This is a genomic window from Xanthomonas sp. D-36-1 (assembly GCF_017746155.1).
GTDB lineage: Bacteria > Pseudomonadota > Gammaproteobacteria > Xanthomonadales > Xanthomonadaceae > Xanthomonas > Xanthomonas cissicola.
The window spans coordinates 1-20,342 of sequence record NZ_JAGHWR010000100.1 but is presented as its reverse complement, the minus strand read 5'-3'; the positions used below and the strand labels follow the sequence as shown (position 1 = coordinate 20,342).

The 20,342-nt window shown below is 62.4% G+C and carries 13 protein-coding genes, 1 tRNA gene and 1 pseudogene; 11 read left to right on the top strand and 4 right to left on the bottom strand.

Translation table 11 applies throughout. The features are described from left to right. Positions 1–157: 157 nt before the first annotated feature. From J7367_RS20735 to J7367_RS20725, 3 genes are all read left to right on the top strand, one after another. Positions 158–511: a PilZ domain-containing protein gene (locus tag J7367_RS20735; protein WP_003483889.1), complete on the top strand. Its 354-nt coding sequence runs from the start codon at positions 158–160 to the stop codon at positions 509–511. A 164-nt stretch (positions 512–675) separates the two neighbouring features. After that, a tRNA-Val gene (locus tag J7367_RS20730) sits at positions 676–750 on the top strand. 389 nt (positions 751–1,139) lie between these two features. Beyond that, positions 1,140–1,466 carry a hypothetical protein gene (locus J7367_RS20725; RefSeq protein WP_039732060.1) on the top strand — a complete coding sequence of 109 codons (327 nt, stop codon included), beginning with the start codon at positions 1,140–1,142 and terminating at the stop codon, positions 1,464–1,466. Positions 1,467–1,697: 231 nt separating this feature from the next. On the opposite strand, the gene prpR is transcribed toward J7367_RS20725, so the two are convergent. After that, a complete protein-coding gene (gene prpR, locus J7367_RS20720; protein ID WP_176215028.1) occupies positions 1,698–3,317 on the bottom strand; it encodes a propionate catabolism operon regulatory protein PrpR in 1,620 nt (539 codons plus the stop codon). Positions 3,318–3,444: 127 nt separating this feature from the next. Here prpR and prpB point away from each other — a divergent pair, with 127 nt between their 5' ends. The 8 genes from prpB to J7367_RS20680 all read left to right on the top strand — a co-directional run bounded on the left by prpB (position 3,445) and on the right by J7367_RS20680 (position 15,165). Beyond that, entirely contained in the window at positions 3,445–4,341 is an 897-nt protein-coding gene (prpB, locus tag J7367_RS20715) for a methylisocitrate lyase (protein ID WP_007969020.1), read from the top strand. A gap of 75 nt (positions 4,342–4,416) precedes the next feature. Then, positions 4,417–5,571: a 2-methylcitrate synthase gene (gene prpC, locus J7367_RS20710; RefSeq protein WP_007969021.1), complete on the top strand. Its 1,155-nt coding sequence runs from the start codon at positions 4,417–4,419 to the stop codon at positions 5,569–5,571. Positions 5,572–5,756: 185 nt separating this feature from the next. Continuing rightward, the gene (gene acnD / locus J7367_RS20705) at positions 5,757–8,351 is read left to right on the top strand and encodes a Fe/S-dependent 2-methylisocitrate dehydratase AcnD (RefSeq protein ID WP_057661336.1); all 2,595 of its coding nucleotides are present in this window, start codon (positions 5,757–5,759) and stop codon (positions 8,349–8,351) included. A 9-nt stretch (positions 8,352–8,360) separates the two neighbouring features. Then, positions 8,361–8,918, top strand: a complete 558-nt coding sequence (locus J7367_RS20700; protein WP_057661338.1) for a hypothetical protein — start codon at positions 8,361–8,363, stop codon at positions 8,916–8,918. A gap of 113 nt (positions 8,919–9,031) precedes the next feature. Beyond that, positions 9,032–10,231, top strand: coding sequence for a 2-methylaconitate cis-trans isomerase PrpF (prpF, locus tag J7367_RS20695; RefSeq protein ID WP_057661340.1), 1,200 nt, complete (start codon positions 9,032–9,034; stop codon positions 10,229–10,231). Between the two features lie 213 nt (positions 10,232–10,444). Continuing rightward, a complete protein-coding gene (locus J7367_RS20690; RefSeq protein WP_057661342.1) occupies positions 10,445–12,661 on the top strand; it encodes a TonB-dependent receptor in 2,217 nt (738 codons plus the stop codon). A gap of 234 nt (positions 12,662–12,895) precedes the next feature. Next, on the top strand, positions 12,896–14,101 hold the full coding sequence (locus tag J7367_RS20685; protein ID WP_057661345.1) for a site-specific integrase: 1,206 nt from the start codon (positions 12,896–12,898) through the stop codon (positions 14,099–14,101). Continuing rightward, entirely contained in the window at positions 14,098–15,165 is a 1,068-nt protein-coding gene (locus J7367_RS20680) for a PDDEXK nuclease domain-containing protein (protein WP_057661347.1), read from the top strand. Before J7367_RS20685 ends, J7367_RS20680 begins: the two co-directional genes overlap by 4 nt. A gap of 113 nt (positions 15,166–15,278) precedes the next feature. On the opposite strand, the gene J7367_RS20675 is transcribed toward J7367_RS20680, so the two are convergent. The 3 genes and pseudogenes from J7367_RS20675 to J7367_RS20665 all read right to left on the bottom strand — a co-directional run. Next, positions 15,279–18,065 carry an SNF2-related protein gene (locus tag J7367_RS20675; RefSeq protein WP_057661348.1) on the bottom strand — a complete coding sequence of 929 codons (2,787 nt, stop codon included), beginning with the start codon at positions 18,063–18,065 and terminating at the stop codon, positions 15,279–15,281. Between the two features lie 9 nt (positions 18,066–18,074). After that, complete coding sequence (locus tag J7367_RS20670; protein WP_057661349.1) at positions 18,075–18,587, bottom strand: hypothetical protein; 513 nt, start codon at positions 18,585–18,587, stop codon at positions 18,075–18,077. Beyond that, positions 18,584–20,342 (bottom strand): annotated as a pseudogene (locus tag J7367_RS20665) (DUF1156 domain-containing protein); the annotation flags it as partial. The pseudogene J7367_RS20665 and the gene J7367_RS20670, both read right to left, overlap by 4 nt.

Below are 20,342 nucleotides of genomic sequence, written 5' to 3'. Positions count from 1 at the left end.
CTGCCGGCGATGGGGAGCGTGCGTCTGTGAACCGGGAAATTCCCGCGGAAAGCGCCAGAAATGGCGAAATTCCGAAGTTCCAAAAGCCACTCTTCGGAACGACGCCACCTTCCGCCCTGTCAGGTCTCGTTGTTCAGACCTTCCCTAGGGGAACTCGATGAGTGCAATGAATGCACGCCAAGGCATTTTGTCGCTGGCGTTGAAAGACAAGCCAGCGCTCTACAGCGCCTACATGCCGTTCGTGAAAGGCGGCGGCATCTTCGTGCCCACGCCCAAGCGCTACATGCTGGGCGATGAAGTCTTCCTGCTGCTGACCCTGCCGGACTCCAGCGAGCGTCTGCCGGTCGCCGGCAAGGTCATCTGGACCACGCCTGCCGGCGCACAGGGCAACCGCGCCGCCGGCATCGGCGTACAGTTCCCCGACGGCCCGGAAGGCGAGGCGGTGCGCAACAAGATCGAGACGCTGCTGGCCGGATTGACCACCTCGGACAAGCCGACGCATACGATGTAAGCGGCAGAGGCGCGGCAAGGCGGCAGCGAGGCTCGCGGTGGAGCTGCTAGGTCATCGCGGCAGACCGGTGCGATGGACGTGCCATCTCGCTGGCGTGAAAGAGGGCAAGTAAACAATTGTTGACGACCGCCGCCGCTGCCCTATAATGTGCGGCTCGCGTCACCGGGCGGTTAGCTCAGCGGTAGAGCATTGCCTTCACACGGCAAGGGTCACAGGTTCGAACCCTGTACCGCCCACCATTGAAATCCAGGCATTCCATGGGTTTCGACGCGAAGAAAAAGCCGGCCATGCGCCGGTTTTTTGTTGTCTTCCGCCATCCTGCAAAGCCTTCTCTATCGACCACCTCATCAGGTGGTAGGCCGCAGACGCAACCAACCATGTTGCATGCATGGCGTTGCATGGGCGAACCTGGCTGACCGCAATTGCCGACGCTATGCGTCGTGATCACGCAGTTGGGCGATCAGCGCGATGCATCGTTGGCTTTATAGACGTTCCGGTGTTCGTCATTGCTGGGGGCAACGGGTATGTTCAAGCCGCCGGTAGCTTGGTCAATCGCTTGTGTCTGCTTGTTGCGGGCTCAGCAAGGACTTGCCATCCTTCGATGCCCCGCGTTGAAGAAGGTGTAGCGATGAAGGCGCCGCTTGGAAGTGCTCTGGTTGCGATGGCGTTGCTGGCTGGCTGTGCCCGCGATGTGGGCGAGCAGTACGTGGGCAAGTGGATCGATGTGAAGTCGGAAAAGCACGTGCTGAGCATCGAGCACAATGGCGAGAGTTTCATCATTCGCGACACCCAGCCGGAGCTGTTCGGCAATGGCGTCAAGACGCGCAATCATCCGGCGCTGCTGACCAAGGGTGTGCTGCAGGTGTCCAACGGGGTCGGCACGGTCAACTACGCAATCGATGAGGCGACCGGCAAGCTGAGCACGGGCGATACCGAATACACGCGTGTGAAGTGACGGCGAGATGCTTGGTCAACGACATGCGATGTAGGCGCGGCGTTGCGGTAGGCCAGATGATCGTTTCACCAGATAACTGCCTCATGTCGTTTGGATTGCGGCGCCATACGGCGATGAGCGTGGGCCGCGCATTCATGCGCTGAGTGCGCATGCCATGCCTCCACTTACCGCCTGAGTGTGGAAGTCATGCATGCATGCGTCGCCTGACCAGTCGTGCAAGTTCGCGCTGCCCTATGCACGCGACGCCGCCTTCTGCGCCTGCATCCAGCGCCATAGCGTGGTGCGCGAGACGCCGAGCGCTTGCGCGGCAAGGGCGCGGTTGCCGTTGGCGCGGTCGAGCGCGACGCGGACTGCACTAGCAGTGAGCTGCAGGCGAGAGGTCGCTAAATCGGCATGCTCACGTGGTGCGCCGTTGTTGTCGGCAGGCGTATCGAATAATTCCGGCGCCCAGCGTTCGAGTTGCTCCAGGCTCAGGCTATCGTGCGGTTGGGCTTTCCAGTGAATGCACAGGCGTTCGACCAGGTTGCGCAGTTCGCGCACGTTGCCGGGCCAGGGATGTTGCTGGAGGCGTTGCAATGCAGCTGGCGACAACGGCGATGGAATGCTGCCGAGTTGCTGGAAATAATGCGCAAGCAATAGGGCGATGTCGTAGTGGCGGTGTCGCAACGGCGGTAGTGCAATGCGCAGCGCGGCAAGGCGATAGAACAGGTCGCGGCGGAAGCGGCCTTGTTCGACCGACTGTTGCAGTTCCTGCAGGCTGGCGGCGACCACGCGCACGTCGATCGCAACGGGCACGGTTGCGCCGACACGCAGCACTTCGCGCTCTTCCAATACGCGCAATAGCCGCGTTTGCAACGGCATCGGTAACTCGCCGATTTCGTCGAGGAATAGCGTGCCGTCCTGCGCGGTTTCGATCAGGCCGGTGTGACCGCCGCGGCGGGCTCCGGTGAAGGCGCCGTCGCTGTAGCCAAACAGTTCCGCCTCCAGCAACGATTCGCTGATGGCGCCACAATTGATCGCCACGAAACGGCCGCGGCGGCGGCTGCCGGCATGCAGTTGTCGTGCGACCAGTTCCTTGCCAGTGCCGGTTTCGCCGCTGATCAACACGGTGCCGGCATGCGGTGCGTACAGCTGCACCAACTCGCGCACGTGCAGCATTGCGCTGTCGTCGCCCAGCAGGGCGTCGGCCCGGCGGATGCGGCGCGTGGTGGTGCGAGCGGCGACGCGGTCGGTGCCTGGAGCGGTGCCCAGCGTAATGGCCTGTTCCAGCGCATGACGCACCGAGTCGGCCGAATACAGCAGCACGCCAGGCAGCCCGGCCTGCTCGGCGAAGTCGATCGCCATGCCGGTGCCGACAATGACCTGGATGCCGCTGGCGCGCAGATCGGCGATGCAGTCGCGCGCGTCTTCGGCGGTGACGAAACGGCGGTGTTCGATCTCCAGATCGAAGCTGTGCTGGAAGGCGTGAAACGACGGCACATCGGTGGCATGGGTGACCACGCCGATGCGCGGCGCGATGCGGCGCGCCCGCGCCAGCGCTTCCATCAGATCGAACCCGGTGGCCTGGATGGGCGCCAAGGGCAGCGCGAGCCGGCTGCGCAGGTAGGCCGCATTGGATCCGCCGGCCACCAGCGCGTCGCAGCGCTCGCGGCGCAGGCGCTGGCCGATGACCTCGACCGCTTCGGCAAAGCCGAGGTTGATCTGCTCGATGCGCGCGCGCTGGTCAAACTCGGGGATGACGTCGGCCAGCAGGCCGGTCAGGCGCGAGACGCTGACGGTCCAGATGATGGGCAAGGAAGCGTCCGCGGTTTCCGAAAGGGCAGGGCTGCGCATGACGTTGTCGCGTTTCAAGGTGTTTCAGGGTGAATCAATTGTTGCAATTATGCAACAATCGACGCGCTCGGTGGTATGAAAATCAACCGGTTGCACTTGGCATGGTGTTTGCGCCTGCATTGGTCATCCCATCCAAGGAACCGCCATGACGTTCTCGTCCACTCCCTCCGCCGGCGCGCGGTTTCGCGCCGCACTGGCTGCCGAATCGCCGCTGCAGGTAATCGGCGCGATCAATGCCAACCATGCGCTGCTGGCGCAGCGCGCAGGCTATCAGGCGATTTATCTGTCAGGCGGCGGCGTGGCGGCCGGGTCGCTGGGGTTGCCGGACCTGGGCATCAACACGCTGGAAGACGTGCTGATCGACGTGCGCCGTATCACCGATGTGTGCGAGCTGCCGCTGTTGGTGGATGTGGACACCGGTTTCGGACCGAGCGCGTTCAACATCGAGCGCACCATCAAATCGCTGATCAAGGCGGGTGCGGGCGGCTGCCATATCGAAGACCAGGTTGGTGCCAAGCGCTGCGGCCACCGGCCGGGCAAGGAGATCGTGAGCCAGGGCGAGATGGTGGACCGGGTCAAGGCCGCAGCCGATGCCAAGACCGATGCGGCGTTCTTCCTGATTGCGCGTACCGACGCGATCCAGATGGAAGGCGTGGAGGCGGCGATCGAACGCGCCATTGCCTGCGTGGAGGCGGGTGCGGACGGCATCTTCGCCGAAGCCGCCTACGACCTGGATACCTACAGGCGTTTTGTCGATGCAGTGCGTGTGCCGGTGCTGGCCAACATCACCGAGTTCGGCAAGACCCCGCTGTTGACGCGCGACCAGCTGGCGCAGGCCGGCGTGGCGATCCAGCTGTTTCCGCTGTCGGCGTTTCGCGCCGCCAACAAGGCGGCTGAGGCGGTTTACACGGCGATTCGGCGCGACGGTCATCAGCAGGGCGTGCTGGACAGCATGCAGACGCGCGAAGAGCTGTACGAACGCATCGGCTATCACGAGTACGAGCAGCGGCTGGATACGTTGTTTGCGCGCAAAGGCGCATGATGACGCGTTGCTGATCATCTTCATTGCCATCTCGCACGCCACACCGCGACACCACACAGTTTGGGAGCTCATCGCATGAACGACACTGCCACTCCTGGCTTCAAGCCGAAAAAGTCCGTCGCCTTGTCCGGCACTGCCGCCGGTAACACGGCCCTGTGCACGGTGGGGCGCAGCGGCAACGATCTGCATTACCGCGGTTACGACATTCTCGATCTGGCCACCACCAGCGAGTTCGAAGAGATTGCGTATCTGCTGGTGCACGGCAAGCTGCCCAACCGCGGCGAGCTGCGCGGTTACAAGGCCAAGCTGCGCTCGCTGCGCGGCGTTCCGGCTGCGGTCAAAACCGCGCTGGAACAGTTGCCTCCGTCGGCGCATCCGATGGATGTGATGCGCACCGGCGTGTCGGTGCTGGGCTGCCTGCAGCCGGAAAAAGACGACCATAACCACCCGGGTGCGCGCGACATCGCCGACAAGCTGATGGCCTCGCTCGGTTCGATGCTGCTGTACTGGTATCACTACAGCCACAACGGCAAGCGCATCGAGGTGGAGACCGAGGACGATTCCATCGGCGGGCACTTCCTGCACCTGCTGCATGGCTTTGCGCCCAAAGACTCGTGGGTACGCGCGATGCACACCAGCCTGATCCTGTATGCCGAGCACGAATTCAATGCGTCCACCTTTGCCAGCCGCGTGATCGCCGGGACCGGCAGCGATATGTACAGCGCCATCGCCGGTGGCATCGGTGCGTTGCGTGGGCCCAAGCATGGCGGTGCCAACGAAGTGGCATTCGAGGTGCAGAAGCGCTACGACACGCCGGATGAGGCAGAAGCCGATATCAAGGCGCGTGTGGAACGCAAGGAAGTGGTGATCGGCTTCGGGCACCCGGTGTACACGGTATCGGATCCGCGCAACAAGGTGATCAAGGACGTGGCGCGCGAGCTGTCCGATGAACAGGGCAGCCGCAAGATGTACGACATCGCCGAGCGTCTGGAGAGCGTGATGTGGGACATCAAGAAGATGTTCCCGAACCTGGATTGGTTCAGTGCGGTGAGCTACCACATGATGGGCGTGCCGACAGCGATGTTCACCCCCTTGTTCGTGCTGGCGCGCACAGCCGGCTGGAGCGCGCACATCATCGAGCAGCGCATGGACGGCAAGATCATTCGCCCCTCGGCCAATTACACCGGGCCGGAAGATCAGGTGTTCGTGCCGCTGGATCAGCGCAGCTGAGGACGCTGTGCACAGTCGCTGACTTGTGCGTCTCGGTCGCCTTCTTCAACGAAGGCGATTGGATCTCGCAAGCCAGATCAGCGGCAGCAAGACCTGCAGACCTCTGAAACGCTAAGTTCGATTCCTGATTCCTGATTCCCGATTCCCGATTCCCGATTCCCCCGCCCGCTCCGATATCGCCCGCCATGAATAGCCAGTACCGCAAGCCCTTGCCGGGCACCTCATTGGATTACTTCGATGCACGCGCCGCCGTCGATGCGCTGCAGCCCGGTGCGTATGCGACCTTGCCGTACACCGCACGCGTGCATGCCGAGAACCTGGTGCGGCGCGCAGAGCCGCAACTGCTGGAGGCGTACCTGCGGCAGTTGATCGAGCGCAAGCGCGAGCTGGATTTTCCGTGGTTCCCGGCACGTGTGGTGTGTCACGACATCCTGGGCCAGACCGCATTGGTCGATCTTGCCGGCCTGCGCGATGCCATTGCCGAGCAGGGCGGCGACCCGGCGCAGGTCAATCCGGTGGTGCCGGTGCAGTTGATCGTGGACCACTCGCTGGCAGTGGAATACGCCGGCTTCGACAAGCAGGCGTTTGCCAAGAATCGCAGCGTGGAAGATCGCCGCAACGCCGATCGCTTCCACTTCATCGAATGGACCAAGCGTGCGTTCGAGAACATGGAAGTGATTCCGCCAGGCAACGGGATCATGCATCAGATCAATCTGGAGAAGATGTCGCCGGTGATCTACACGCTCGATGGCGTGGCGTTCCCGGATACCTGTGTGGGCACCGACAGCCACACGCCGCATGTGGATGCGCTGGGCGTGATCGCGGTGGGCGTCGGCGGGTTGGAAGCGGAGAACGTGATGCTGGGGCGCGCCTCGTGGATGCGCCTGCCGGACATCATCGGTGTGGAATTGACCGGCCGGCCTGCGCCTGGCATCACCGCCACCGACATCGTGCTGGCATTGACCGAATTCCTGCGCGCGCAACGCGTGGTTGGGGCGTATCTCGAGTTTTACGGGGATGGTGCGCGGGCGCTGACCATCGGCGACCGCGCGACCATTTCCAACATGACGCCGGAATTCGGTGCGACGGCGGCGATGTTCTATATCGACCAGCAGACCATCGACTACCTGCGGCTCACTGGTCGCGACGATGCGCAGGTCGCATTGGTGGAGACCTATGCGCGGCATACCGGCCTATGGGCAGACGATCTGGCCACCGCACAGTACGAGCGCGTGCTGCACTTCGATCTGGCGAGCGTGGTGCGCAACATGGCCGGGCCGTCCAATCCGCACAAACGCGTGGCCACCACCGAACTGGCGGATCGTGGGATTGCCGGTACATGGGAAGACGTACCGGGCCAGATGCCCGATGGCGCCGTGATCATCGCCGCGATCACCTCGTGTACCAATACCTCAAACCCGCGCAATGTCATCGCTGCCGGTTTGCTGGCGCGCAATGCCAATGCGCGTGGATTGACCCGCAAGCCCTGGGTGAAAAGCTCGCTGGCGCCGGGATCCAAGGCGGTGCAACTGTATCTGGAAGAAGCCGGGTTACTGAGCGAGCTGGAACAATTGGGCTTCGGCATCGTGGCGTTTGCGTGCACCACCTGCAACGGCATGAGCGGGGCGCTGGATCCTGCGATCCAGCAGGAAGTCATCGATCGCGACCTGTATGCCACGGCGGTGTTGTCGGGTAACCGCAATTTCGACGGGCGTATCCATCCATATGCCAAGCAGGCGTTTCTCGCTTCGCCGCCGCTGGTGATTGCCTATGCCATTGCCGGCACCGTGCGCTTCGATATCGAGAAGGATGTGTTGGGCATCGATGCCGCCGGCGTGCCGGTCACGCTCAAGGACCTGTGGCCGAGCGATGCCGAGATCGACGCGGTGGTGGCGCGCAGCGTCAAGCCCGAACACTTCCGCAGCGTCTACGACCCGATGTTCAAGCGCAGCGCGGGGCGGGGGATCAGCGTGAACCCGTTGTACGAGTGGCGCCCGGCCAGCACGTATATTCGGCGCCCGCCGTATTGGGAAGGCGCGTTGGCCGGCGCGCGCACGCTGCGCGGTATGCGCCCGTTGGCCGTGCTGGGCGACAACATCACCACCGACCATTTGTCGCCGTCGAACGCGATCATGGCCGGCAGTGCGGCCGGGCAATATCTGGCGCACATGGGCGTGCCGGAGGAAGACTTCAATTCCTACGCCACCCATCGCGGCGACCATCTCACCGCACAGCGCGCCACGTTCGCCAACCCCAAATTGATCAACGAAATGGCGGTGGTCGATGGGCAGGTCAAGGCTGGCTCGCTGGCCCGGCTGGAGCCGGAGGGCCAGGTGCTGCGCATGTGGGAGGCGATCGAAACCTATATGACGCGCATGCAGCCGCTGATCATCATTGCCGGCGCCGATTACGGGCAGGGCTCGTCGCGCGACTGGGCAGCCAAGGGCGTGCGGCTTGCCGGTGTGGAAGTGATTGTCGCCGAAGGCTTCGAGCGCATTCACCGTACCAATTTGATCGGCATGGGCGTGCTGCCGCTGGAGTTCAAGCCTGGCACCGACCGCAAGACCTTGGGCATCGACGGCAGCGAAACCTTCGACGTGGTGGGTGAGCGCACGCCTGGCGCCACGCTGACGTTGTCGATCCACCGGCGTGATGGCGAACAGCTGCAGGTGCCGGTGACCTGCCGTCTGGATACCGCGGAGGAAGTGTCGATTTACGAAGCAGGCGGCGTGTTGCAGCGGTTTGCGCAGGATTTTCTTGATGCAAACAAGGCCGCATAGGGCAGCATCGTGGTCGATTCTTCGCGATTGATCTTCATGCTCAAGCCGCCACCGCAGGTGCTTGAAGTCATGGTCGGTGCTGTGGCCGTACACGGCCTCGATGCAATGCTTGGTGACGCCTACTTCTATCCAGGCAACTGGCACCAGTCGGTATCGGATCGGTTCGAAGGGTCTGTTGCGCGTGCCGCAATGCTGCGCGCGGGCGATCGCCTCGATGCTCAGGCGATTACGTTCTGCTTGAACCGGATTACCAGTCGCGGAACAGACCCGGTACATTGGGCATTCCGGGCAGAGGGAAACCCATTTGCCTTCATTGCATTGCAGGCTGCCATCGCAGCAGCGCTGCGTGCGGAAGGCCTACGCGTTGCGGGTGGACATACGCCGCACGTAACGATTAGCTATGCAGCGCCCGGTAAGCTCAACCATCCCATCGTGCCCATCACTTGGCACGCCACTGAGGTGCTATTGGTCGAAGGCGGTGGGCGACCGTATCGCTATGTAACCCTCGGATCTTGGCCATTGCGACCCGAGGGCCTCCTGCCGGAGCAGGCGCAACTGCCGCTATGACCTGAGTAGGAGGGCGTGCTTGAGATCCTCATGGTGATGCCTCGCATGGTCTTACCGACGCGTTACGCAAAATTTTTTGCATCACTTCTGCACGTCGTTTCAAAGGAACGTTCATGGCATTCGCTCCCCAACTCCGCATCCCCGCCACCTACATGCGCGGGGGCACCAGCAAAGGCGTGTTTTTCCGTTTGCAGGATCTGCCGACCGCCGCGCAGCAACCGGGGGCTGCACGCGATGCGTTGTTGTTGCGGGTGATCGGCAGCCCGGATCCGTATGCCAAGCAGATCGACGGCATGGGCGGGGCCACATCGAGCACCAGCAAGAGCGTGATCGTGTCGGCCAGCACGCGCGATGGGCACGATGTGGACTATCTGTTCGGGCAGGTGTCCATCGATAGCGCGTTCGTGGATTGGAGCGGCAACTGCGGCAATCTGTCGGCGGCGGTGGGGCCATTCGCCATCGCCAGCGGCTTGATCGATCCGGCACGCGTGCCACGCGATGGTGCGGCCACGGTGCGGATCTGGCAGGCCAATATCGGCAAGACCATCGTGGCGCATGTGCCGATGACCGATGGATTGGTGCAGGAAACCGGCGACTTTGAACTGGATGGGGTGACCTTTCCGGCGGCGGAAGTGCAGCTGGAATTTCTCGACCCGGCCGACGACGCCGAAGGCGACGGCGGGGCAATGTTTCCCACCGGCCACGTCATCGATCAACTGGAGATTCCCGGGCTGGGCACGCTCGATGCCACGCTGATCAACGCGGGCATTCCCACCATCTTCGTCAACGCGCGCGACCTGGGTTACACCGGGACCGAGCTGCAGGACGCCATCAATGGTGACCCGCGCGCCTTGACCATGTTCGAGACGTTGCGCGCGCACGCTGCGGTGCGGATGGGTCTGATTGCGAAGGTGGAAGACGCCGCGACGCGGCAACACACGCCCAAGGTCGCCTTCGTGGCACCGCCGGCCGACTACACCGCGTCCAGCGGCAAGCCGGTGCACGCGGCAGAAATCGATCTGCTAGTGCGTGCGATGTCGATGGGCAAATTGCATCACGCGATGATGGGCACTGCAGCAGTTGCGATCGGCACCGCTGCGGCCGTGCCGGGCACGCTGGTCAATCTGGCTGCCGGCGGCGCGGCGCGCTCGGCGGTGCGATTCGGGCATCCGTCCGGCATCTTGCGGGTCGGTGCGCAGGCGCAGCTGGTCGACGGCCAGTGGCAGGTGACCAAGGCGCTGATGAGCCGCAGTGCGCGGGTGCTGATGGAGGGGTGGGTCAGGGTGCCGGCGCCTGTTGCCGAGGTTGGGTAATCAAGTACAGGAGCAATGGCCAGCGCCACTAACCGCGCTTCCCACACGCTGTCGTATAAATGGCAAGGCTGCGTTGCATTAATTCGAACAAGTTTTCAAATTCCGAAAACTTTTTCGCACGCGCTCTGCCATATTTGTGTAAATCGTGTTAATTCTGTTGCACCGCGGCACGCAGGCCGGGCCGCCCCGCCACCAGAATCCGGAGTTCCTCCCATGTCCGCCAGCCGGTCGCTCAAGATCAGCGCGCTTGCCGTTGCCGTCGTTTCCCTTCTTCCGCTTCATGCCGTTGCCCAGCAGACGCCCAGCGACGACGGCGTCGTGCGTCTGGATGCGGTCAAGGTCACGGTCGAGCGGCGTTCGGAAGACTCCAAGGACGTGCCGGTTTCCGCATCGGTGTTGCGCCCGGAATTCCTGGATGCCATCTCCACCAGCGGTTCGGACATCCGCGTGCTGGCGGGTAAGGCGCCCAGCCTGAACATCGAATCGTCCAACGGCCGTGTGTTCCCGCGCGTGTACATCCGCGGCTACGGCAATACCGACTTCAACACCTACGCCTCGCAGCCGGTGTCGTTGATCTATGACGACGTGGTGCAGGAAAACGCGTTCCTGAAGGGCTTCCCGATCTTCGATCTGGAAGGCCTGGAAGTGCTGCGCGGCCCGCAAGGCACGCTGTTCGGCCGCAACACGCCGGCAGGCGTGGTCAAGTTCAATTCGGTCAAGCCGACCATCGGCGCCAATGACGGCTACGCCAGCCTGTCCTACGGCACCTACGGCACCACGACCCTGGAAAGCGGCCTGAGCATCGCGATGGGCGACCATTGGGCGGCGCGTCTGTCCACGCTGGGCCAGCGCCGCGACGACTGGGTGGAAAACCGCGACGGCCGCGATCTGGAAGGCTATACCGATTCGGCCGTGCGCCTGCAGCTGCTGTACCAGGCCAGCGACGACTTCAGCGCGTTGTTCAATGCGCATGCGCGCCATCTGGACGGCACCGCGCGCCTGTTCCGCGCCAACATCATCCAGCCCGGTACCAATCAGCTGGTGGATGGCTTCGATGCGGAAAAATCCTTCATCGACGGTGCCAACCGCCAGGAACTGCAGACCTACGGCGGCAGCGCCAGCCTGACCTGGGATCTGGGCGACATCGCGCTGCACTCGATCACCGCATACGAAGGCATCGGCAAGTACTACAGCCGTGGCGACATCGACGGTGGCTTCGGTGCGGTGTTCGCACCGCCGTCGGGCCCGGGCGTGATTCCGTTCCCGGTGGAAACCGCCGGCGGCATCAAGAGCCTGGATCAGTACAGCCAGGAAGTGCGCGCCGAATCGCAGTATGACGGCCCGCTCAACTGGCAGGCCGGCCTGTACTACTTCCACGACGATGTGGAAGGCGAAAACTACACCTACAACACCCTCAGCGGCGGTGATCTGGCCAGCTATCAGCTGACCCGCCAGCGCAATACCTCCTGGGCGGCGTTCGGCTCGTTGAACTACGCGGCCACCGACCGTTTGAACCTGCGCGCCGGCATCCGCTACACCTACGACAAGAAGACCTTCGACGTACTGGCGCTGGATCGCGTCACCCTGGTCGAACCGTCCAGCGGCGAGACCGACAACTCCAAGGTCACCGGCGATCTGGCGGCCACCTTCTCCATCAATGACGACGTCAATGTGTACGCACGTGCGGCACGCGGTTTTCGTGGCGCCAGCTTCGGCGTGCCGTCGGGCACTGCGCCGCTGACCGTGGCCGAGCCGGAGACGGTGGATTCGTTCGAGCTCGGCATCAAGTCGGACTTGTTCGACAACCGCGCGCGCCTGAGCTTCGATATCTACGATTTCCGGGTGAAGAACCAGCAGCTCACGGCGGTGGGTGGTGCGTCCAACGACGTGCGTCTGCTCAACGCCGACAAGACCAAGGCCCGCGGTGCGGAGTTCGATTTCGAAGCCTTGCTGACCCAGAACCTGCGCGTTACCGCCGGCGGCGCCTACAACTGGACCCGCATCGACGACCCGAACCTGTCGGTGGGCATCTGCCGCACCTGCACCGTCACCGACCCGATCAATGCGGCCGGCCGCGCAGTGATCGACGGCAACGATTTGCCGCAGGCGGCGAAGTGGATGGCCAATGCCACCCTGCGTTACGGCATTCCGATGGGCAACGACGGCGAGCTGTTCTTCTACACGGACTGGTCGTACCGCAGCGAGGTGAACTTCTTCCTGTACGACTCCAAGGAATTCACCGGCCAGCCGCTGGTCGAAGGTGGCGCCAAGATCGGCTACAACTGGGGCGCGGGTGCGTACGAGTTGTCGGTGTTCTGCCGCAATTGCACCAACCAGATCCGCGTGACCGGCGCGATCGACTTCAACAACCTCACCGGCTTCATCAACGACCCGCGCATCGTGGGTGCGCAGTTCCGCGCCAACTTCTGATCGGCGCTTTGGTGTAGCACTATCAAACCGCCGGCTATCATGCCGGCGGTTTTTTTTTATTTCACGATGACTCCAGCACCGAAATTCGCTGGACTGCGCTCAGACCCGATACAGCAGGTTTATCAATAGGTTACGCGGGTTCAACATATGCCGGTGCTTTCTGAAACCTGACCCGGCTTCCGTCCGCTTGGCCCCCATGTGGCTCTTGGAAACGGGTCTTTCCGAGGAGTCATCATGGCTAAGATCAAGCTCACCAAGACCGCCGTGGATGCGGCGCAACCCCAAGCGCAGGCCGTCGAACTACGGGATACCGTGGTGCCTGGCTTTCTGTGCAAGATTACCCCGGCGGGCCGCAAGGTGTTCATGCTCCAGTACCGGACGAACACCGGGGAGCGCCGCAAGCCCGCCCTAGGCTTGTTCGGCGAACTGACCGTGGAGCAGGCCCGGGTGATGGCGCAGGACTGGCTGGCCGAGGTTCGCCGGGGCGGCGACCCTGGCGGGGCCAAAGCCGAGGCGCGCAAAGCGCCCACGATGGCCGAGTTGTGCAAGAAGTTCATGGAGGACTACTCCAAGAAGCGCAACAAGCCGAGCACGCAGGAAGGCTATCAGGCCGTCATCGATCGCAACATCGTCCCGCTGTTGGGCCGCAAGAAGGTTCAGGATGTGAAGCGCCCCGACATTGCTGGGCTGATGGAGAAGCTGGCCTACAAGCCGGCCGATGCGAATCACACCTTCGGCGTGCTGCGTAAGATGTTCAACATGGCCGAAGTGTGGGGCTTCCGCCCGGACGGCACCAATCCCTGCCGGCATGTCCCCATGTTCCCGGCAGGCAAGGCCACTCGCCTCATCAATGACGAGGAAATGACGCGAATCTTCCGCCACCTGGAGCACTTGGAGGCCGAAGGGCTGGAGAACTACGTCATTCCTCTGGCGATCCGGCTGCAATTCGAGTTCGCCGGCCGCCGCTCCGAAATCTGCGCGCTCGAATGGGACTGGATCGACTTGGAGAACCGGCGCGTGGTGTGGCCGGACAGCAAGACCGGCGGCATGTCCAAGCCCTTGAGCGAAGAAGCCCACCGGCTGCTTTCAACCGCGCCGCGCCGGGAGGGCTGCCCCTATGTCCTACCGTCGCCCAAAGACCCGGCCAAGCACCTGACCTATGGCGAGCACTACGGCGGCTGGAGCCGGGCGCTCAAAGCGGCTGGCGTGCCGCACGTCGGCACGCACGGCATCCGCCACCGCTCGGCGACCGACATTGCCAATTCCGGCGTCCCGGTCAAGGTTGGCATGGTGCTGACGGCACACAAGACCGTGGCGATGTTCATGCGCTACGTCCACACCGAGGATAAGCCGGTGCGGGAAGCGGCCGAACTGGTGGCAAGCCGGCGCAAGACGATCACCGGCACCAAACGTCCCCTTGCTGCGGAGGCGACGGCATGACCAGGCGCAAGGCATCCATTGCGTCACCCGCAGGGTCGATGGCGCTGTTGGGTGACATTCGGGCACTGATCGAGGCATCGCGCCAGCGCGTCGCCTCGACGGTCAATGCCGAGCTGACCCTACTGTTCTGGCAGATCGGCCAGCGCATCCATACGGAGGTGCTGGCCGGGCAGCGGGCCGGGTACGGCGAGGAAATCCTGCCGTCCCTGGCCGAGCAGCTTGCGCGCGACTATGGGCGGGGCTTTGGGGAGAAGAACCTGCGCCGGATGGTCAAATTCGCCGCCACGTTTCCCGAGGAACCAATTGTCGCGACACTGTCGCGACAATTGAGCTGGTCACATTTCGTCCTGCTGCTGGCACTCAAGGAACCGCTCCAGCGGGACTACTACGCGCACATGGCAGGTACCGAACGCTGGAGCGTGCGGACGCTGCGCGAGCGCATCAACTCGATGCTGTATGAGCGCACGGCGCTGTCCCAAAAGCCGGAAGAAACCATCGCGCAGGAGCTGGCGACCCTGCGCGATGCGCAGCGCATGACCCCGGCGCTGGTGATGCGCGACCCGTACATCCTTGACTTCCTGGGCCTGCGGGATAGCTGGCAGGAAAGCGATCTGGAGGCGGCCATCATCCGCGAAATGGAAGCCTTCCTGCTGGAGCTGGGCGCGGGCTTCTGCTTCGTCGCCCGGCAGAAGCGTATCCAGATCGACGATGAGGATTTCCACCTTGACCTACTGTTCTACAACCGCAAGCTGCGGCGGCTCGTGGCGGTGGAGTTGAAGATCGGCGAGTTCAAGGCGGCCTACAAGGGGCAGATGGAGCTTTATTTGCGCTGGCTGGACAAGCACGAGCGCGAGCCGGAAGAAGCCTCGCCGCTGGGGATCATTCTCTGCACCGGCAAGAAGCGCGAGCAGATCGAATTGCTGGAACTGGACAAGTCGGGCATCCATGTTGCCGAGTACCTGACCAGCTTGCCGCCGCGTGCGGTGCTGGGCGCGAAGTTGCAGCAGGCGACCGAGCGGGCGCGGTTGCAGATCGAGCAATGGGAGTCTAGCGAGAAATCCTGACAGCAGCATCCGTGCGTCCTGGCGTGCCGCCGTCGGCTTGTGGACTACGCTTTGTGCTCGATGTCGAACAACCGCCATGCAGCGCTAATTCCTGATGTCTTCGGCTTCCAGCATCAAGTCGGCTGAGCAACGATCTCAACATATCCAATCAGCTCAGCTGAGTAGCTACCGCCCCCATTTGCCGCTCCCTTGTGCTTAAGCTCACGTTGTAGTGTCGGCTCCACGGTCTGGGCAAACAGTGCCAGGCGCTGCTCCTGTGTAAAACTCGGCGAGGTCGGCGGCGCTTGCAGATACCGTTCGCATTGCCGTTCAATACTCGGCACCCGTGTCCCATCGTGCTTGACTGCGATGGGCTGCACAACCACACGGCGCTCGCCGTTGCCGGCAGACGCCTCCACCATCCACAAGGACAGCAGTACCGACTCGTCAACATCCCCAGCCACCGCAATGCCTATGTCTTCGGGCGTCACGCTGCGCCAGCGGCCCAGTTCTTCCTGTATCAAGGGGTGATCCAAGCCCATCAACTCCAGATCGTCACTGCTGGTGGCTGCATCGCGGTTCAGTGTGAAACGTGCACGGCGCGAGCCATCTATGGTTACAAGGTCGTAGGTTTCTTCGTCCACCTTCAGCAGCTTCTGTTGGTCTGCCACTGCTGCCGACAGAAAGCGCACCAGCCGATCCAGGCTGGAGGACACATCCGAGAAGGGCTGGTAGTCATCGAGGCTGAAACCGTCGAGGTCTTGAAACAGGTCGAACACCACCTGCCGTGCCTCGCGGGAATTGGACAGTGCCGCTTCCAGCTCCACCTGTGTGCGTTTCAGTTCAGGGTCAGACAGCGCCTCCTGGTACAGGCGGTCGTAGTTCAACCGTTCGGAAAGCTGCCCCAGAATCTGCGCCCGAAGGTCTTCGGCCACATTGCCCTGGTCATCGACCTTGCCGACCGTGCGTGCAATTTCAGTCAACTTCTCGTCCAGCAGCAGGAAGATGCGCCCCTCAATGGTGTCCGACAGCACGAGGTTGTAGACCTGCGCCGTGTGGTTCTGTCCATAGCGGTGAATGCGCCCGATGCGCTGTTCCATGTCCATCGGGTTCCACGGCAGGTCGAAATTGAACAGAATGCGCGCAAATTGCAGGTTCAAGCCTTCGCGACCAGCCGCTGTACACACCAGCACACGAGGCCCGTCTTTCAGGCGGAACTTCCGCTCTGCTGCCAGCTTGGCACCGTGGTCACCGCCACGCAGCACCACAACGCCCTGGCCGGGATAAGCCTGGTCAATTTCTCGGGCAATTAGATCGACCGTGCCGAGGTAGGTGGCGAAGATCACGATTTTTTCATTGGCGTTCTGCCGCCACAGATGCCCCAGACCATCGAGCAGCTTTTTCGCCTTAGTTTCGCGCTGCTGCGGAAAGATGCGCAGCAGGTCACCAATGCGCAGGCGCTCTTCGGGTAGATGCAAATCGACCACAGCAGACGCCGCCTCCTCGGCGTGCGTAGCCGAATACTCGCTGCCATAAGGGTCGGAGGCCATTTCCAGCGCCTCTTCATCCAGCTTTTTCACCAGCCGGTACTTGAGGTCAGCCAGCACGCGATCCACCTCGCTGCGCCCAATGCTGTCGCGCTGCAAGCCGAATTCCTCGTGAATCAGCTCGCGCGCCTTCTCGGTCAGACGTTCACGGCCTTCGATGTCCAGCTCTTTGTCGCGCAGAAACGCCTCGTGCAGCGTCAGCATCAACAAGCGTCGCTTGAGCGTGCGGCGCACGGCAGCGAAGCTCGACGCCGCGATCTTCTGGAAGATCGCCATCAAGAAGCCCAGTGCGCGCCCCTGGTTGCCCTGGCGCCGGGCCAGATCGAAACCGTCCTCCAGGTACTCGCGCAGCTTCTCGTAAAACAGCCGCTCCTCCTGATTCATCAAGAAGGACTCGGTATGCACCCAGCGCCGGGCAAACAGCGGTGAGCCATCGGGTTGACAGGCATCGGCCTTGGTGCGGCGAAACATCACCGTGTTCAGGCGATGGCGGTTTTTCAGCATGTCCTCGGGACTGCCAAACAGCGTGGGGTTCAAAAGCTGAGCCAGCATCCAGAACTGGAAGTGATTGCCCTGGTGCGGCGTAGCAGACAGGAGCAATAGATCACGCGCGTGATCCTTCAGCGCTTCGGCCAGCTTGTAGTTTTCCGTCTTGCGCACCTTGCCGCTCGTGCGGTGTGCGGTCAGGTGATGCGCTTCGTCGAATACCACCAGATCCCACCGTGGCGCATCCAGCAGACGCTTGATACGGGCAGAGCGCTTCAAGGTGTCGATGCTGGCAATCAGCCGGTCGTGCTTGGCGAAGGCATTGGTCTTGCGGTCGGTGATGTCGCCTTCGGAGCCGAACACCTCGAAGTCGAGATTGAACACCTCGTTCAATTCGCGGTGCCAATTGTTCACCAAGCCTGCGGGCACCACCATCAGCGCCCTGGTCAATTCGCCCCGGCTGGCCAGTTCACGCAAAATCAGCGCGGCTTCGATGGTTTTGCCCAAGCCCACCTCGTCGGCAATTAGGTAGCGCCGTGGTGAAGCCGTCGCAATGCGATGCGTCAGTACCACTTGATGCGGCAGCAGGTCAATGCGCGCCGAGGTCAGCGCCGAGGCACTTTCCATCACCGGCAGTGCGTGAGCCTCGTAAGACAGCCACGCCTTGCGTGCCCGGTCTGCGCCGCCTGCCACCGATTGCAGAATGCGTTCGGTGCGGGTGCGCTCGCGGCGTACCGAACTGGTCGGCACGCGGCGCTCGCCCACCACCCCGAAGAACGCGCGCAGATAGCCATCGTGCGCGGGTTCCAGCACCACGCCTGGACCGAATTCGGTGTGGGTGATGCGCTCGCCAGGCTGGAGCAAATCCTCAAAATCGTCGGCTTGCACGCGCTGGCCTCAAGTAATCCGCAGGTGAAACAGGCCGGCCGCTTTTGTGCCCTCGCGCAGCAGAATTTCCTGCGGGTACTCGTTGGCCTCACCCCACAGAAGACGGCCAAAATCAAGAAGTTGGCCCCGGTGCGGCGCTTCGCACAGCCAGTTCACTGCGTCGGTGGAAGCCTGCACGCGCAAACGGCCTTGACCCTGCGGCAGCCAGAAGATCAAGGCTGCTTCGCCTGCGTATTCATCCTGAAATGACAGGATGGCGCGTTTGATCGTGTCGCCCAGCCAGATGTCGGCCTGATCGGGCGCCAGTAGATCAAGACTGCCTTCCAGCCCGGCCACCACCAAGGTCTGCCCGCCGTTGCTGGGCAGGTCATCTGGCCAGCCCTGCGCACCGGGGGCTGCCGCCTGCAAAAACTGCCGCAGGCTCCAAACCTCACCCGCTGCGCACACGGTATTGCGCGCTTCCTCATCCCACAGCCAACTGGTGCCGCGCCGTTGCCATACCGTATCGAGCACCTGCCTCATTGCGCATACTCCCCATCGTCATCGAACAGCGAAACCTGCTGCGGCTTGGGTGCCTGGCTGGCTTGCCAGGTGGAGAAGATCGCCACTGCGCGCGAGGCCGCGTTGCGGGTGGTTTGATCCGAGCCGTTCTTCTGCAACCACTCCAACAGCGGCTTGAGCGCGATGTGTGGCTTGAAGTTGTCGTTCGTCAGCGTGTCCGAGGCATTGATGCCGCTACCGTCCACGCAGGAACCGATCAGCACCAATGCCTGATCCAGATCAGAGGTGAGCTTCCGTTTGTGCTTGCCTTGCCAGTCGCGGGCGAAGTCCAGCGGTGCGGTGCGGTTGAAGACTTTCTTCACCTCGCTGCACCAGCCGCGCTGGACGAAGTCATCCGGCGTGGTGATGCTGCCGCGCAAGAACTTCTGCAACTGGTCGCGCTTCAGTTCGGCGGCTGCGCCGAAGGTGCGCAGAAATTGGCGCGTCATCGGTTCGGCGTTGACTGGCGGAGGTTCGGCGCCTTTGTTGGCATCCTCGTCGATCAACTGATTGATACCGATCAGGGCTTCGCGCACGGAGATGGTGCGACCTTCATCCACATACACCTTGCCGTAGTGGCGCGAGAAGTATTCCAGCGCTTTGCCGCGCCGGATCACCTGAATGTCGGCGGCGGGCAGACCTTCCTTTGCATGGTTCTCCAGCATGGCCTGCAGTTGACGCACGTCGGCCATCACCTCGCGGCGCATACGGCCCCAACTCACCGGCTTAGGCTCTTCGATGCGTTTGCGGCAGACATGGATGATGTCGTACTCGATGGTCTGTGAACCGAAGGTACCCGGCTTTGCACCTTCGCCCTTGGTTTCGTCGGAGCGAATCGGATACGTCGCTTCAAGGTAGTAGCCCGCGTCGAACAACGACTCCAGCACCGCAACCCACGGCTCATCCTCGCTGTGGTGGAAGGTGAAGGCCAGAATGCCGCTGGGTTTGAGGACCCGATGCGCTTCGCGCCAACACTGCGTGAGCAGGCGCTGGTAAAAGCCATCAGGGTCTTCCGGCTCGCGCGCCTTGTTGGCCACCGCCTCCAACGACTTGGGCGTGTAGTCGGCGCTGAAATAGTCAGGGTACTTGTCCTTTAGCGCGAGGCGCAGCCAGACGTAGAAGAAATCCGATAGCTCTGAGTAGTGCAACAGCCCGCCGAAGGGCGGATCGGTGATGACCAGATCGAGGCTGGCCGATGGTGCGTGCGAGAGATCTGTGGACGAGCCTTGGTACACGCCAACTTCGCCGACTGGATCATCAGACATGACCTTTTCGCTTTTGCCGGTCAGTTGAGCGGCAAGCACGGGATCGTGACGCTTCAGGCTCTCGATGCTAACTGCCTCCCATGGCTGAGTCGCCCACTCGCGACCTTCACTGACGCCTTCGATGCATGAGGCCCAGTTTCCGCGACCCAGGGATGAGAAAACGCAGTTCTCAACGACATTGCTCTTGGGGTGATAGTTGTTGTTACTCATGTGCGGCACGAGCTTGTCGTACCCAATATCCCAAAAGCAGAACAGGTTTTGATTGCGCAGATACTGTTGAAACGCACCGAGCACAAATTCCCGCACCCGCCAGTCGTAGCTCCCAACATTGACGATGGCCTTCAGCAGTTGCGCGTGAATCAGCAACTGGCGCGGATTGAACATCGTCCACCAGTGCGTATAACCGTGGTTGGGAATCCCACCGTTGTTCAAGTGGGTCATGAACCCATAAGGGATGGTCTGATCAATGCGG

Excerpts from the sequence above, each read along its gene's own strand:
- J7367_RS20735 (WP_003483889.1), top strand. The coding sequence starts at position 158 with ATGAGTGCAATGAATGCACGCCAAGGCATTTTGTCGCTGGCGTTGAAA.
- J7367_RS20725 (WP_039732060.1), top strand. The coding sequence starts at position 1,140 with ATGAAGGCGCCGCTTGGAAGTGCTCTGGTTGCGATGGCGTTGCTGGCT.
- prpB (WP_007969020.1), top strand. The coding sequence starts at position 3,445 with ATGACGTTCTCGTCCACTCCCTCCGCCGGCGCGCGGTTTCGCGCCGCA.
- prpC (WP_007969021.1), top strand. The coding sequence starts at position 4,417 with ATGAACGACACTGCCACTCCTGGCTTCAAGCCGAAAAAGTCCGTCGCC.
- acnD (WP_057661336.1), top strand. The coding sequence starts at position 5,757 with ATGAATAGCCAGTACCGCAAGCCCTTGCCGGGCACCTCATTGGATTAC.
- prpF (WP_057661340.1), top strand. The coding sequence starts at position 9,032 with ATGGCATTCGCTCCCCAACTCCGCATCCCCGCCACCTACATGCGCGGG.
- J7367_RS20690 (WP_057661342.1), top strand. The coding sequence starts at position 10,445 with ATGTCCGCCAGCCGGTCGCTCAAGATCAGCGCGCTTGCCGTTGCCGTC.
- J7367_RS20685 (WP_057661345.1), top strand. The coding sequence starts at position 12,896 with ATGGCTAAGATCAAGCTCACCAAGACCGCCGTGGATGCGGCGCAACCC.
- J7367_RS20680 (WP_057661347.1), top strand. The coding sequence starts at position 14,098 with ATGACCAGGCGCAAGGCATCCATTGCGTCACCCGCAGGGTCGATGGCG.
- J7367_RS20670 (WP_057661349.1), bottom strand. The coding sequence starts at position 18,587 with ATGAGGCAGGTGCTCGATACGGTATGGCAACGGCGCGGCACCAGTTGG.